15 protein-coding genes are annotated in these 15620 nt (G+C 49.5%); 12 read left to right on the forward strand and 3 right to left on the reverse strand.

Features of this window, described 5'->3' with window-relative positions; genetic code table 11:
* Positions 1-136 precede the first annotated feature (136 nt).
* From CLV60_RS04455 to CLV60_RS04465, 3 genes are all read right to left on the reverse strand, one after another.
* Positions 137-2518, reverse strand: a complete 2382-nt coding sequence (locus CLV60_RS04455; protein ID WP_106594187.1) for a M1 family metallopeptidase — start codon at positions 2516-2518, stop codon at positions 137-139.
* A 25-nt stretch (positions 2519-2543) separates the two neighbouring features.
* Positions 2544-3170, reverse strand: a complete 627-nt coding sequence (locus CLV60_RS04460) for a HupE/UreJ family protein (RefSeq protein ID WP_106594188.1) — start codon at positions 3168-3170, stop codon at positions 2544-2546.
* A 133-nt stretch (positions 3171-3303) separates the two neighbouring features.
* Positions 3304-4797 carry a M14 family zinc carboxypeptidase gene (locus CLV60_RS04465; RefSeq protein ID WP_106594189.1) on the reverse strand — a complete coding sequence of 498 codons (1494 nt, stop codon included), beginning with the start codon at positions 4795-4797 and terminating at the stop codon, positions 3304-3306.
* A gap of 281 nt (positions 4798-5078) precedes the next feature.
* Between CLV60_RS04465 and hisH the strand changes: the two genes are divergently transcribed.
* The 12 genes from hisH (at position 5079) to porV (ending at position 15552) form a co-directional block, all read left to right on the forward strand.
* Positions 5079-5666, forward strand: a complete 588-nt coding sequence (gene hisH, locus CLV60_RS04470; protein ID WP_106594190.1) for an imidazole glycerol phosphate synthase subunit HisH — start codon at positions 5079-5081, stop codon at positions 5664-5666.
* 22 nt (positions 5667-5688) lie between these two features.
* On the forward strand, positions 5689-6411 hold the full coding sequence (gene hisA / locus CLV60_RS04475) for a 1-(5-phosphoribosyl)-5-[(5-phosphoribosylamino)methylideneamino]imidazole-4-carboxamide isomerase (protein ID WP_106594191.1): 723 nt from the start codon (positions 5689-5691) through the stop codon (positions 6409-6411).
* A 3-nt stretch (positions 6412-6414) separates the two neighbouring features.
* Positions 6415-7188, forward strand: a complete 774-nt coding sequence (hisF, locus tag CLV60_RS04480) for an imidazole glycerol phosphate synthase subunit HisF (RefSeq protein ID WP_106594192.1) — start codon at positions 6415-6417, stop codon at positions 7186-7188.
* 62 nt (positions 7189-7250) lie between these two features.
* Complete coding sequence (gene hisIE, locus CLV60_RS04485) at positions 7251-7892, forward strand: bifunctional phosphoribosyl-AMP cyclohydrolase/phosphoribosyl-ATP diphosphatase HisIE (RefSeq protein ID WP_106594193.1); 642 nt, start codon at positions 7251-7253, stop codon at positions 7890-7892.
* Positions 7893-7905: 13 nt separating this feature from the next.
* Positions 7906-8241, forward strand: coding sequence for a phage holin family protein (locus CLV60_RS04490; RefSeq protein WP_106594194.1), 336 nt, complete (start codon positions 7906-7908; stop codon positions 8239-8241).
* A gap of 60 nt (positions 8242-8301) precedes the next feature.
* Positions 8302-8640, forward strand: coding sequence for a phage holin family protein (locus CLV60_RS04495; RefSeq protein ID WP_106594195.1), 339 nt, complete (start codon positions 8302-8304; stop codon positions 8638-8640).
* A 97-nt stretch (positions 8641-8737) separates the two neighbouring features.
* A complete protein-coding gene (locus CLV60_RS04500; protein WP_106594196.1) occupies positions 8738-9142 on the forward strand; it encodes a hypothetical protein in 405 nt (134 codons plus the stop codon).
* Positions 9139-9912, forward strand: a complete 774-nt coding sequence (locus CLV60_RS04505; protein ID WP_106594197.1) for a phosphoglycerol geranylgeranyltransferase — start codon at positions 9139-9141, stop codon at positions 9910-9912. The genes CLV60_RS04500 and CLV60_RS04505 overlap by 4 nt, the downstream gene beginning before the upstream one ends.
* A 149-nt stretch (positions 9913-10061) precedes the next feature.
* The gene (locus CLV60_RS04510; protein ID WP_106594198.1) at positions 10062-10250 is read left to right on the forward strand and encodes a PG1828 family lipoprotein; all 189 of its coding nucleotides are present in this window, start codon (positions 10062-10064) and stop codon (positions 10248-10250) included.
* A 68-nt stretch (positions 10251-10318) separates the two neighbouring features.
* Positions 10319-10933 carry a hypothetical protein gene (locus CLV60_RS04515; protein WP_229210817.1) on the forward strand — a complete coding sequence of 205 codons (615 nt, stop codon included), beginning with the start codon at positions 10319-10321 and terminating at the stop codon, positions 10931-10933.
* Positions 10934-10943: 10 nt separating this feature from the next.
* Positions 10944-14291, forward strand: a complete 3348-nt coding sequence (gene porU / locus CLV60_RS04520) for a type IX secretion system sortase PorU (RefSeq protein ID WP_106594491.1) — start codon at positions 10944-10946, stop codon at positions 14289-14291.
* 103 nt (positions 14292-14394) lie between these two features.
* The gene (porV, locus tag CLV60_RS04525; RefSeq protein WP_106594199.1) at positions 14395-15552 is read left to right on the forward strand and encodes a type IX secretion system outer membrane channel protein PorV; all 1158 of its coding nucleotides are present in this window, start codon (positions 14395-14397) and stop codon (positions 15550-15552) included.
* Positions 15553-15620: the final 68 nt, after the last annotated feature.

Here is a 15620-nt window from a genome sequence, read left to right on the forward strand (position 1 = left end):
ATTTTGGAATTACATGAATTCTATTTTGAAATTGCATAGACTTAATTTTGAAATTACATAGCTTCTATTTTGAATTTGCATAAAAAAGCCCTTCCAAATCAGACTCGGAAGGGCTTTGAAAATTATTGGTATAACGCTAATTCTTGGGATCTGTACTAACCTTTGCCCCGCCGACGCCTTGCATTTGCATTGGGTTTGGCGTTTTTTTCTGCTGTTGCTGCTTGAAGATCTGGAAGCGGGTCGGTTGTGCGATGCGTGGGAACGAGTTGTTTTCCGTATCGATGTCGGCGATCTGCTGGTAGGGATCAAGCGTCCATTGAACGACCTTCTTCTTGGTGGAGATCACCTTGTTGATCTGCACGTCGTTGAAACGCCAGATTTCCGCCGGGAATACAGCCACGGAGTCGGTACCGTCCTCGAAGCCCATTTTGACGATCACCGGCATCGGTACACCGCCCTTGTTTTTGATGGACAATGTATAAAAATTGGTATTCTCCTGGATCAGCTGACGTTCGCCTTCGGTTAAAGTCGCCAGGTATTGCTCGTATTTCTGCTTGTCGGCGTCGGTAACCTTGAACGGATCGTAGCGGTTGTAGAAATCGGCCATGGTCGAATCCTGAGCTACCACGGTTTCACCTTTGGTTTTGGCGTCCTGAATTTTGCTCATCGTTGTTTTCTTGCGCGCATCTTCCTTGCGGGCGATCTCCTTCTCGATAGCCGGGTTTTGCGTGTCGATGCTGAACCAGTCGACGGTTACCAGGTCCTGATCCACAGGCTCGGTGCCGTAGAACCAACCTTTCCAGAACCAGTCGAGGTCCACGCCGGAGGCGTCTTCCATGGTGCGGAAGAAGTCAGCCGGGGTAGGGCTTTTGAAACGCCAGCGGGTGGCATATTCTTTGAATGCGTGGTCGAACAGCTCGCGGCCCATGACGGTTTCGCGGAGGATGTTCAGTGCGGTGGCCGGTTTGCCATATGCATTAGGTCCAAGGCCGATTACGTTTTCCGCCGAAGCCATGATCGGGCTCAGCACCGATTTGTCCGACGACATATATTCGGTGATCTGGTTAGGCTCGCCACGGCGTGTAGGGAAATTGTAATCCCATTCCTTTTCGGCCAGGTATTGGCAGAAGGTATTCAAGCCTTCGTCCATCCATGCCCACTGGCGCTCGTCGGAGTTGACGATCATCGGGAAGAAGTTGTGGCCAACCTCGTGGATGATCACACCGATCATGCCATATTTCGTTGCTTCGGTGTAAGTACCATCTTCTTCGGGACGTCCGCCGTTGAAGCTGATCATCGGATATTCCATCCCGCCGCCTGCTACCGAATGGCAGGAAATAGCCACAGGATAAGGATATTCAAATGTGCGTGCGCCGTAGGATTTCAAAGTATGGGCCACTGCGCGGGTCGAGTATTGCTCCCATAGCGGGTTACCTTCTTTGGGATATATGGACATGCACCAGATCTTGCGGCCGCTTTTGTAAACATCGCTTTGCATAGCATCCCAGATGAATTTGCGGCTGCTGGCAAATGCGAAGTCGCGTACATTATCTGCTTTATAGATCCAGGTTTTCTTGCCCGGGTTCTTGTTTTCACGCTTTTCGGCCTTTTCCGCTTCTGCCTGGGTCACGATCATGACCGGCGTTTTGGAAGTTTCGGCTTGCTTAAGACGTTGTTTCTGAGTGGCGGTAAGTACCTGTGCGTAGTTCTGGCATTCGCCGCTGGCTGCTACCACGTGGTCGGCAGGAACGGTGATAGCCACTTTATAATTACCAAAAATCAATGCGAATTCGCCCTGGCCAAGGAACTGCTTGTGGTTCCAGCCATTCACGTCGTCGTAAGGCGCCAGCCGAGGGAACCAGTGCGCGATGAAGTAATTGGCATTCCCGTCTTTCGGGAAAAACTCATAACCGCTGCGGCCATAGTATTCGGTGATATTGTAATTCCAATCCACGCTGAACACGAATGGCGTACCCGGTTTCATCACGAGAGGAAGGTCGATGCGCATCATCGTTCCGTTGATGGTGAACGGCAACGCCTTGCCTGCCTTGTCCTTTACGGCGGTGATATTGTAGCCATATTCCACCTTCGGGTCCAGCGAAGAGCCGCGGCCGGTGTTCAATGCCGCCAATTGCGCAGTGCTCATTCCTTTTTCATTGACGGTCCCCGTACGCGAGAGCGCCGCGATACCATCTTTTTTGAAAAGGTTCTGGTCGAGCTGCATCCAGATGTATTTCAGGTCATCCGGAGACTGGTTGTAGAATGTAATGGTTTCCGTACCCGTAATGCGGCGGTTGTCGTCGTCGAGTTCGGCTTTAATGTCGTAATCGGCCCGCTGTTGCCAGTATTCCCTGCCTGGCGCACCAGAAGCGGTCCGGTAGGTGTTGGGTGTGGGCAAAGTAGTACCGAGTTGTTCAAAACGGTCGTTGGCCTGGTAATTGGGTGACGTGGGGAGCTGCTGTGCCTTGGTGCATAGCGACACAAGCAGCAATAGTAACGGGAGCAGCGTTTTTTTCATAATTGGTTGGTAGATAGTTGGGTTGTTATGAGTCGACAGGCATGCCTGCCAGTGTGCGGAAAAGTTCGTTGTTCAGGATCAGCGACAGTGCCATTCCGAAAATAATACCGGATAATATCTGTATCCAGCTCAATTTCTGGACTCTCAGGAGCTCGATCATCGCAAACGCGATGACTAATATAATAAAGACGATAATGAGTTGCCCCAATTCGAGGCCGACATTAAAGCCAAGCAGGGGGTTGAAAATGTCGGCTTCCTTGCCCAGCAATGCCCTCAGATAGTTCGAAAAACCCAATCCGTGGATCAAGCCAAAGCCCAATGCAAGCGGGTACCTGAAAGCCGGAGCCTTATCTTTCGGGCCATAGGCATTCTTTGGGGCCCTGTAAAAGAAGTTGAGAAAAGCGGTGATGAGTATGGTGATGGGGATCAGCAGCTCGATCACGTCGGGATTGACATTGACATACCCCATGGTGGATAAGGCCAGTGTAATGGAGTGGCCAACCGTAAATGCGGTCACCAGTACGACTACTTTTTTCCAGTCTACCAGCGTGTAGACCGAGCATATGGCCATGATGAAAAGTATGTGATCATAGCCGTTGGAATCCGTAATATGGTTGAATCCTAATTGAAGGTAAGCCTGAAACTCGGACATTAAACTAGGGTTAGGAATATGTGACGCCAGACAATTTAATTGTCAAGACAAAAATAGATAAACCCGAAGATATTTCTTTCGGGAGTGGAAACCAACAATGTCGTGAAAATGCTACACGGTGCCGGGTACTTACCTATTCTACAATTCCTTGACCTTTTTCGGCATTAAAGTCGTCCAGATCGTGTACGAACCCGTTGATCACGGCATACTTCACTTTTCCAGCCTTTTTCAGGATGAACGTGGCGGTGGCGCCCAGGCCTGGTGTGCCGGTGGGGACTGCTTGCCCACTTCTCAGAATATGCAATGGGGCCGTGGTGAAGTACAGGCCTAATGCGCGGGTGTTGGCGTCGGGCGCGAGACGTACATAGGTGTACCCTTCCCTGAGGAGGTTCAGTGCATTCAGTTTGCTGATCTCACTCACATTTTTGAATGCGGTAGGATAAAGCTTACCCTTTTCAATGGTGAGGCCTGTGGCGTCGACTTCCTGGCTGCCGTATTGTGGATGGAGGTCTCCGAAGTCTTCGATCTTGCTGTAATAGAAGAATTTGGTAGCATTGGCGTAGTTGACTTCGTTCCGGTTAATGCCCAGGTCGGCGGTGAACGACTTGCCCGATTGCCGGACAGTCGCATTGCGCACCACGAGGTCGTATACCCAGCGGCCGTTTTCAGGAATGTTGTAATATTCCTCGCGGTTCTCTTTGGTGAGTGAATTGTCCGAAATTTTGTCGAGCGCGGACAATATGGCCATGAAATTGAGCTGGCGAATGTATTGTTTTTCGGGGTCGCCGACACGCCCGCCCGATTCGATCAATACCAATGTGGTACCCCATTTCTGTACGTTATCCCCGAACCCGCGCGGCTCGTGGTCGTCGGCATAGCGTGCTACCTGGCCCGGGATGTACTTTTGAAGGACCTTGTTCATGCCCACGATGAGCTGCATCGAGCGCTCGCGCACGTCGTTGATCGATAGTTCGTAATCATAAGAAGTCGCGAGGAACGAAATCGTCGCCACTTTCGGGCTGCGGCCTGCCGAGTAGCGTGGGCTCTGGTCGTGGAGGTTGAAGCCGTAATCCGGTTTCAGGCGATCCACAAGGCCTTTGAGGATCTGTGCTTCGGGCGTCTGGCGTGCGGCGGCGTCGCGGTTCATGTCGATACCCTGCATGGTCCGGCGCTGGTAACGTTCGGCACCGTCGGGGTTCAGCATCGGCACGAAATAGAGTGCGGTATTGTCGAGGAGTTTCTTGCGGAGGTCGTCGAAGCCGTCGTTTTTGCCTTCGAGAAAGTTGAAAATATCGAAGCTGGCCATGGTAGCGGTCGGCTCGTCGCCATGCATTTGCGTCCATAGGAGCACTTTCTTCTTGCCGCTCCCGATTTTGATCATCTGAATCGTCCTTCCCTCAAAGGATTCGCCCACCGTTTCGATCTGGTACAAGGCATTGCCCTGCCGTTTGGAAATCAATGGAAGAATGTCTTTTTGCTTGAAACGGCGCTGGGTAAGGGAAGCTTCGCGATAGGTTTCGTGAACTTTGAAAAGACGGTCGGCCAACTGTTGGGATTGTGCCTGGGAATCAACGGTAATCAAGGTAATGAGCAGGAAAAATAGTGGCAGAATGATTGGTTTTGTCATGGTTCAGGGCCATTTGTTAACCGCAAGGTACGAAGTTTTCTCTAAGCAAATTTTAATGTAATATTTACGCCGTTTGTTACCCGCTTATTGTAATTTTTTCTTACATTTGTGGCATGTTAACAGCTGAAACATATCATTTGCATCATAGCCTCTCGGCTTTCGGACGTCTAGGGTGATGTGTTTTTGCAAGTAGTGTTGTAATAAGGTTGAATACATAGTATCCCAGAAGCCCGATTGTTAAGATCGGGCTTTTTTGTTGTCGATTTCAAGCACTGAATGGTATGAAAACCGTCATTATCAAATACAATGCAGGCAACGTGCAGTCGGTCATGTACGCGCTCGACCGCATTGGCGCAAGCTACCTCTATACCGACGATGAAGCCGAGATCCGCTCCGCCGACAAAGTGATTTTTCCCGGCGTAGGCGAGGCCAGCACCACCATGAGCTACCTGCGCAATGTGGGTCTGGATAAGGTGATCCCCTCCTTAAAACAACCCGTATTCGGAACCTGTGTAGGCATGCAGCTCATGTGCCGTTTTTCGGAGGAGAACAATACCGAATGCATGGGCATTTTCGATGTGGATGTGAAGCGTTTTCCGGCGGCTTCGGGCCTGAAAGTGCCGCATATGGGCTGGAACAATATCACTGGTTATCAATCACCGCTTACGGCCGGCATTCCGGACAACGCGTACGTCTATTTTGTACACAGCTACGCGGCACCGATCTGCGATTATACCATTGCCAGCTGCGATTACGCATTGCCATTCAGCGCGATGCTGCACAAGGACAACTTTTACGCGGCCCAGTTCCACTGCGAAATCAGCGGCAATGCCGGCCAGCAAATCCTCGAAAACTTTCTCAAACTCTGATAAACACAGCCTGCCCTAATCCATGATCCAGATTATCCCCGCTATCGACCTGATTGAAGGCAAATGCGTTCGCCTCACCCAGGGCGATTATGGTCAGAAGAAGATTTACAATGAAAACCCGTTGGAAGTAGCGTTGCAATTCCAAGATGCCGGTCTGAAAAGGCTGCATTTGGTGGATCTTGACGGTGCGAAAGCCAAAAAGGTCGTGAACTGGAAAGTACTGGAAACCATCGCTTCCAAAACTTCGCTGCATGTCGATTTCGGCGGGGGCGTACAATCAGATGATGATTTGAAAATCGCATTTGAAAGCGGTGCTAAGCAGGTCACCGGCGGCAGCATTGCCGTGAAACAGCCCGATTTGTTCGAGCATTGGCTCAAAACCTACGGCGGCGAGAAGATCATCCTCGGTGCGGATGCCAAAAACGAGAAGATTGCAGTGAGCGGCTGGGAAGAAGGTACGAGCATTTGGGTGTATGATTTTGTGGAAGAATATGTGGAAAAGGGCGTGAAATACACCATTAGCACGGATGTAGCCAAAGACGGCCTGCTGCAAGGTCCTTCTTTTGATTTATATAAAAACCTCCAGGACAAATGTCCCGACCTGAACATTATCGCCAGCGGCGGCATTGCGGGCATCGAAGACGTGGAGAAACTGGCGGAAATGAATATCTATGGCGTGATCATTGGTAAAGCCATTTACGAAAACCGGATCAGCCTGGCCGATTTACAGCGTTTTTCAGTTTAAAATATGCTTACAAAACGAATCATTCCCTGTCTGGATGTCAAAGACGGCCGGACGGTCAAAGGGGTTAATTTTGTGAACCTGCGTGACGCGGGCGACGCCGTGGAGCTCGGCGCGATGTACGCCGCACAAGGTGCCGACGAACTGGTTTACCTCGACATTACAGCTACCGTCGATGGTCGTTCGACATTTATCGACCTCGTCCGCAGAGTAGCGCAGACCATTAATATACCTTTTACAGTCGGTGGGGGCATTTCCTCGATCGCGGACGTATCGGCGCTCCTGCATGCGGGTGCGGACAAGGTTTCGATCAACTCGGCAGCGGTGCGTAATCCGGACCTGATCAACGAACTTTCGCTCGAATTCGGTAGCCAGTGCATTGTGGTGGCCATCGATACGCGTTACGTGGAAACGGAAAATGGCTTTGAGCACATCGTGCATACGCACGGGGGCCGGAAGGCGACGGAAATCCGCTCCATACCCTGGGCGAAGGAGGTTGAAGAGCGGGGCGCAGGCGAAATTCTGCTGACTTCCATGGATACCGACGGGACGAAGAACGGTTTTGCATTGGAACTGACCGCGACGATCTCAGGCAATGCGAACATTCCGGTAATCGCCTCAGGCGGTGCGGGCAATATGGCGCATTTTTACGATGTTTTCACCGCCGGGAAAGCCGACGCCGGACTGGCTGCAAGCATTTTCCATTTCCGGGAAATCGATATCCCGGATTTGAAAGAATACCTTAAAAACAAAGACCTGCCGATCCGGATGACCCGGTAGTGGCGCGGAGTTTATCAAATTATACCGCCGACAATGCGGAATGTTTTAATTCACAACCAAAAATGAGCGAGACGTTTTCATCCATTGATTTTAATAAATCGGCCGACGGCCTGGTACCGGCTGTTATCCAGGACGTTAATACCGGCAAGGTGCTGATGCTGGGCTACATGAATGCCGAGGCGCTGGACGTTACCAGAAAGCAGGGCACCGTTACGTTTTTCAGCCGCAGCAAACAACGCTTGTGGACGAAAGGTGAAACGTCGGGTAATTTTCTGTTTGTGAATGACATCGCAGCCGATTGCGACGGCGATACATTGCTCATTAAGGCTACACCTGCCGGGCCTGTTTGCCACACGGGCGCGGATACCTGCTTTGGGGAAAAAAATAGCCAGCCGGAAATTGGTGACACACGCACAGGCGAGGCCGCATTTCTGAATTACCTGCAAAAAAGCGTGATTCGCGAAAGAAAGTTGAACCCGTCCGATTCGTCTTATACGACCAGTCTTTTCAAAAAAGGGATCAATAAAATAGCCCAGAAAGTAGGGGAGGAAGCGGTTGAAGTTGTCATCGAATCGAAGGATAACGACGACAATCTTTTCAAGAATGAGGTGTCGGATTTACTGTTCCACCTGCTCGTTTTGCTGGAACAAAAAAACATTGACTTAGATGAGGTAATTGACGTACTTCGTAGCCGTCACCAATAAAAACCAAATCCATATGAAGCTACTCCTGCGTCTTATTATCAGTACTTTGGCGGTAATGGTTGCCGCAAATTTGGTACCCGGGGTTGTAGTAGCCAGCACAGGCACGGCCATTATCGTGGCGATTGTACTGGGTATTCTGAATACATTCCTCAAACCGATCCTCCAAATCCTCGCATTACCCATTACGATCCTGACGCTGGGGTTGTTCTATTTCGTCGTCAACGTTTTCATTATCTACCTGGCTGCGTCGCTGGTCGATGGCTTCCGGGTCGACGGTTTCATTGCCGCATTGCTCTTCGGTTTGGTGATGTCCATTGTATCTGCAATTCTTGGTATGTTTTTGGATTAATGTGAAAAAAGTCTGTTGTTCAGACCTTAAAACGTTTCACATGATTTGAAATATACCGCTATGCTGAGTCAACTGGAAGAAATCAAGGACACCCTTTTTAAATATTTCGAAACCAGGATCGATCTATTTAAAATCGAGACCCGCGACAAGATCGAGCGGGCCGTGGTGATGGGGATATACGCCGCCATATTGTTATGCATTGGCCTTACAATCCTGATTTTACTGGTCATTCTGCTCGGGACATTCCTGAACGAGTGGCTGCATAGCGATTATCTCGGGTTTGTGATATTGCTTGGCGTTTTCGTTATCAAACTGACCGTTACGATAATCTGGCGAGAAACCTGGATCAGGCTGATCCGGAAAATAATCGTTCGTTTTGTCAGCATGAAGGAGGAATAATGCTTTTTGGCTGCTTTATTTGGCAATAAGTTTCCCTGAATTGCTATTTTTGGATTCCTTTTGAAAAATTCTCTGACGCTATTTAAACAGATATGAAATGAGTTCTTCAATAGATTCTTCAGTTAAAATCACTAAGCCGTTTTCATCCGATACGGACAAGGAGAAAGAAGGTTTGTTGCAAGACGCCGATCTGTACCGCGACAAGTTGGAAACGCAATGGAGCGGGCTCAAAAAAGAGGCTACGGAATATGGCAAACAAGCGCTGGTAATCGGCGGCGTAATGGCGACGACTTTCGTGGTCATGAATGCATTGCTGCCAAAAGGAAAAAAGAAAAAGGAAATTTTGGTCGAGCCGGTTGTGCCTGTCGAGAAGAAAGTCACCAAAATCAAAACCCAGTCTGCGGTCGGACAAGCCGTTCAAAGTTTAGCCTGGACATTGGCTGTGGGGTGGGCGCGCCAGAAGCTGAAACATTTTATTGAAGACGAACGAAAAACCGAATGAAAGCAGCGAAACATCAAATCGCAGACCTCCTTTCCGAACGTAAGACCGAAAAAAGGAAATCGTTTGCTGTTCTCCTTGATCCGGATAAAATTAACCTTTCCACATTTCCGAAATTCCTCGAATACGCGGCTGGGCACGGTGTTGACTTCTTTTTTGTAGGCGGCAGCCTCATTACCAACTACGCCATCGATAAGCTCATCGCCGCTATTCACGAATATACCCGCATTCCCGCGATACTTTTTCCCGGAAGCAGTTTGCATATCGAGCCCACTGCCGATGCGATCCTGCTCCTTTCACTGATCTCCGGCCGCAATCCCGAATTGCTGATCGGCCAGCACGTTATCGCAGCACCGTTACTGAAAAGAAGCAACCTCGAAGTATTGCCGACAGGCTACATGCTCATCGAAAGCGGCAAGCTCACGACTGTATCGTACATCAGTAACACCACGCCGCTCCCACGCGACAAGCCGGGTATTGCAGCATGCACTGCACTCGCAGGTGAATACCTGGGCCTCAAAAACATTTTCCTCGATGCCGGTAGCGGCGCCTTGTTCCCCGTTCCAGGCGAAACCATTGCGGCGGTGCGCGCAGCGGTAGACACGCCGATCATCGTCGGCGGAGGCATTGATTCCTACGAAAAAGCCGACGCTGCATTGCACGCAGGTGCTGATGTGATCGTGGTAGGCAACGGCATTGAAGCCAATCAGGAGTTGTTACCGGAAGTGGCTGCCTGTGTGAGGGCTTACAACGAAAAGTTGGAGAGCGTTTAGGGGTAATAGCAGAATTAATAGGACAAATTGAAGTGAATTAAGAATTTTCTAAGGAAATTTTAAGTTCTTGGAAAAATACAAACTCAAAATTTAGGAATATTCAATTCGATCCTATTACCTTTGCATCGAACCTTAATTACACCCAAGAAATGAAAAAATTCTTTGCATTTGCGTTTGTTGCCGGGATGGTAGCTTTCGCTGCTTGTACTAGCAAACCTGCTGACGAATCAGCTGATACAACTGCTGTAACTGTTGAAACTCCTGCTGTTGATACAACTGCTGTTGATACAACTGCTGCTGCTGCTGACACTACTGCTGCTGATACTACTAAGAAGTAATCAGACGTACAAGTCGAAAATCTTGAAAAGCCCTATGAAAGTAGGGCTTTTCTTTTTTTATTCAGGGTATGAAAAACGTGTCTTTGGGTTCGTATGTGCCGGATGGGGCAGCTGAATATTGCCAGGAGTTGTATCGCACCCACCGCTTTGATTTCTTTCTCTCACGCCCGCGCCGCACCCGCCTGGGCGATTTTACCGTAAAGCCCGGTATGGTTCCCCGGATCACGGTCAATGTCAATCTGAATCCTTACAGTTTTCTCATTACCTACCTGCACGAGGTAGCGCATTGCGTTGTCCATGAGAAATATAAGGGCCGCGGCCGCAGGAAAGTAGCGCCGCATGGTGCCGAATGGAAGCACGAGTTCCGTGAACTGCTGGTGCCTGTCATGCACGAAAGTATTTTTCCGAAAGACATTCTCGTCCATTTGCTTCGTTATGCTCAAAACCCCGCCGCGTCTACCGGCGGCGACCAGAAACTTTTTAATGCGCTCAGAAAACACGATGAGCAGGAATTAAATACCGGCAAAGTATCCCTGTTTCAGCTGGACGAAGGAACGAACTTCGTCTTCCAGAACAGGACATTCACCCGCGGCACGCTCCGGCGCACGCGCGTACTTTGTACGGACAAGGCCTCTCAACGTCTCTACACGATCCCTGCTCATGCATTGGTTGAAGCATGCTGACCTCCTGAAAATGGCCTGCCGAACAGTTTTAAGCTGGCTGGCGGTGCTGGTTTCTTTTATTTCCTATGCACAAAAATCGGTATTGTCGGAAGGGCAGTGGTTCAAACTGGCTGTAACGGAATCGGGTATTTACCGTGTAGACGCGGATCTGCTGGTGAAAATGGGCGTCGATGTTGCGGCCGTGCGGCCTGCCGGGATCCGCATTTATGGAAATGGCGGGGACATGTTGCCTCAATCCAATAAATCGGGCTATGTGAATGCGTTGACGGAGAATGCGATTTGGGTAAGTGGTGAGGAGGACGGCCGGTTTGATAAAGGTGATGCCGTTTATTTCTATGCGGAAGGCCCGCACGTCATTCAGTACGATGCTGCAAAAGCAGAGCTCCGGCATCAGCTCAACTACTATTCTGATTCGAGTTACTATTTCATCACATTCACAGAAAACAATGGGTTGAGGGTAAAACCTGCGACCGGACTTTCCGTTGTAGCTTCCAAAACAGTCAACCAGTTTGACGATTACTGGTATCATGAAACGGAATCGTCCAATACGCTGAAATCAGGCCGGGAATGGTGGGGAGAATATTTAGGGAGTTCGTCGGGTTTCAGCATCAATGTCGCCATGCCCGGGGTGGTGCCTTCGTCGGATTATAAACTCAGAACATCGGCAATCGGTGCCGCACAGGTTCCGACGCGTTTCATTTGGCAGGTCAATGGCGGCGAGATAGGGCAGGAGGCAATCGGCACAGTGAGCCCCGGTACCTATGATGTGAAAGCGCTGCAAACCGGAAATACGTATATCGTCAAGAATGCGCCCGCTTCGGGTAATTTTACAATTGGGGTAACCTATAATAAGAATGGGCAGAGCTCCGCAGAAGCATATCTCGATTACATAGGCTTGCAGGTAAAGCGGGACCTAAGGAATTACGAAGGCCAGCAAATCTATTATTTCTTGCCGCAGCCGACGGATACCATTACTTATCAGTTTGCAGGCTCTTCTGACGGTTTTAGCGTCTGGAATATTACAAATCCGTTGGCGCCGCATTCGATAACCCAGAAAGATGCAGCAGGAGCGTTCAAATGGACCGCTGCGGGTGCCAAAAGTCTTCAAAAGTACATTGGTTTCGATCCGGGGGCGGCGTTTCAGCCGATAAACTGGCAGCGTGTTGCCAATCAGAATATCGCCGCATCGTCTGCGCCTGACATGCTCATTGTTACGCCCGCTGCGTGGGCAGCAGAGGCCAACCGCCTTGCCGGGTTCAGAAATACCCGCGACGGGCTGGATGTGCTTGTTGTTACCACCGGGCAGATTTATAATGAATATGCTTCGGGAAGACCGGATATTACCGCAATTCGTGATTTTGCCAGGCAACTTTATCAGAAAGCCCCGGGTAAGCTGAAATATCTTTTATTGTTCGGTGATGCAACGTACGACTATCGAAATCTCGTCAATAATCAATCGCAGGGACAGCGCGCCGCGTGGGTACCCGTGTATGAGAGCAGGGAGTCGCTGAACCCGGTTTATACATACTCTTCCGACGACTATTTCGGCTTTATGGATGCCAATGAGGGCGACTGGAACGAGACTACGGCCGGTGATCATACCGTGGATATTGGCATTGGCAGGTTACCGGTGAAATCGTTGGCAGAGGCGAAAATTGTGGTCGACAAGCTTATGCGCTATGAGTCGTCGTTCGGGATATGGAAGAATAACGTACGGTTTGTGGCCGATGATGGGGATGGAAATATCCATCAGCGTCACGCAGATCAGCTCGCGACGCTGATCCAGGGACGGATGTTTCCGGCCAGGTCGTTCATCGACGAGGTGCCGCAAACTACTACCGACGCGGGCCAGAAAGCACCGGCCATTAACCGGGCCATTCGCGATGCGATCGACAATGGCACATTAATATTGAATTACACCGGTCACGGCGGGACTAGCGGCTGGGCAGAGGAACAGGTACTGACATTGGCAGACATGCTTTCGAGCCGTGGAATGGATAACCTGCCGCTGTTGATCACGGCTACCTGTGATTTTGGCCGGTACGATGATCCGGGTGTTGTATCCGGTGCGGAACTAATGGTTTTGAGCCCGAAAGGTGCGGCGGTAGGGGCGATTAGTACGACACGGCCGGTATATTCCAGTACCAATTTTGCATTGAACAAAGCATTTTATGAAGCATTGCTGAATGCGAAGCCGGGGCAGCGTTTGGGAGATTTTTTTAAATACACGAAAAACAATGCGCTGGCGGGCAGCCTGAACCGCAATTTCACGCTGCTGGCCGACCCATCGATGATATTATCGCCAGGGAAAAAAGGAGTCCGGTGGAGTTCGCTGCCCGACACCTTGCGGGCTTTGCAGAAGGTTTCGCTAGATGTCGAAGTTTTCGATCCGGTTACAGGAAAGGTGGATGCGGATTTTAATGGTACGGCGAGACTGGTGATTTACGACAAGCCGATTGAGTTCCGCACGTTGGGGAACGAGGGGAGTCCGGAAACCTATACCGAGTTCCGCAGCAAGCTTTTCGACGGAAAAGTGACGGTGAGAAGCGGTCGTTTGCAATGCAGCCTGCAAATGCCAAAGGACATCGATTACCGTTTCGGCCTTGGGCGTGCGAGTGTGTATGTAGTGAGCAGTGACAGCACGGAGGATGCCTCGGCACAGCTGGCGTTGGTGATTGGTGGAAGCGCGGTACAGCAGAAAGATACCATTCCTCCCCAATTGGCGGGTTACCTCAATACCCCCGCTTTCAGAGATGGCGATACCGTAGAGCCGTCATCTGTACTGGTGCTGCACATGAGCGATGCGAGCGGGATCAGCATTTCGCGCGCTGGTATTGGACACGATATTACGATGACTTTGAATGACACCCTGACCGTCGTTTTGAATGATTATTATGTAGCGGATTTGGATAATTATCAATCGGGTAGTATCAATTATCCGTTGAATAATCTGCCTGCCGGAAAATATATTGTCCGCGTAAAAGTGTGGGACACGTATACTAACTTTTCTGAAATAGCGTTCGGGTTTCTAGTAGGTCCCGCCAAGGGAATAGCGCTCAACACCTTTAAGATTTACCCTAACCCATTTCAGAAAGACATCGTGTTCGAACTCGGCCACAACCGGGTGAATGAGGACGTAGAATTAATTTTTAATATATTGCTTGTTAATGGGCAACGTTTGGGTACTTATAAAAAGCTTTACTATAACAGCGAATCGGTTATCAGGGAAATGCTGGACGTGACGCAGTGGCTGGGGGCGGTACCGGTGAATCAATCCCTGGTTTATCATTTAGTGATCAGATCGTTAAAAGACAATTCTACCGATCTGAAAGCCGGTAAGTTAATCAGGTCTCCTTAAGATAATAAAACTTATCAAATTTTTAGTAATAACTATCTTTCATTGTATTTTTGACCCTTTAAAGAAGCTGATACAGGCACTTCCTATCGCAAATCCAATTTCTATGAAACTTTTTTTTGTTACATTATCCTCACTATTCTTTTTAACAACAGGTACGCTTTTCGCTCAGCAGGATTCTATCAGAAGAATACCGGCATCACCACTTTCCTTTTTGACATTTGCCCCTGATGCTAGAAGTGCAGCAATGGGAGAAGCCGGTGTAGCACTCAGCCCGGACGCGAATTCAACCTACTGGAACGCAGCGAAGCTTCCCTATAATACCAAGGATTTTGGCGTTTCCGCTTCCTATACACCATGGCTCCGTTACCTGGTTGACGATATGTGGCTCGGGTATCTGACTGCCTACAAGAAATTGGGCGATCGCCAGGCGGTAGCATTGTCTGTAAACTACTTCAATAACGGTGAGCTGGATTTGCGTGATGCGGTAGGTAACAATATCGGATATTTCAATTCACGCGAAGTAGCTATTAACGGAACTTACTCACGTCAGCTGAGCAGAAACTTCTCGATGGGTTTGACCTTGAAATATATCTCTTCCAACCTCGCGGGAAATGCGGTAATCAACAACGTGTCACTGAGCCCTGCACGCGTAGCGGCAGGTGATATCAGCGCGTATTACAGAAAGGAATTCAAGAACGAAGATACCGGTAGCGAACTCGTATGGTCGTTGGGTGGTGTGCTTTCTAACCTGGGCGGTAAGATCAACTACGGTTCCAGTACAGAAACAGAAAACTTTATTCCTACAACACTGAAAATCGGTACCGGTTTGTCCTACACCGGCGACGGAAGAAACCGTTTCAATTTCATTATCGATTTCAGCAAGCTGATGGTGCCTACACCGGATGGCAAAACCAATATCAATACAAAACCATTGCTGAAAGGCGTGTTCGGCTCATTCTCGGATGCTCCGGACGGGTTTAAAGAAGAAATCCAGGAAGTAGCGATCGCGACCGGTCTGGAATACTGGTACAACAATATCTTCGCTCTGAGAGCGGGTTATTTCGGAGAGAACAAAAACAAAGGCGACCGCCGCTTCTTCACTGCCGGTGCAGGTCTTCGTTTCGCAGACAAATGGGGTGCCGACTTCGCCTATATGTTCCCGACAACACAGGGAAGCCCGCTTGCACAAACATTGCGTATCACTTTGTCGCTCCAATTGAACAAAGCTGAAAAGCTGGATGTAGGCGACAACGAAAACTAAGCCTTAACAGAAATTTAATTATTCAGAACGAATGGCGTTATTGCAACGTCATTCGTTTTTTTATACTC

Origin of the sequence: Dyadobacter jiangsuensis, assembly GCF_003014695.1 — a bacterium.
In the GTDB taxonomy this organism is placed as follows: domain Bacteria; phylum Bacteroidota; class Bacteroidia; order Cytophagales; family Spirosomataceae; genus Dyadobacter; species Dyadobacter jiangsuensis.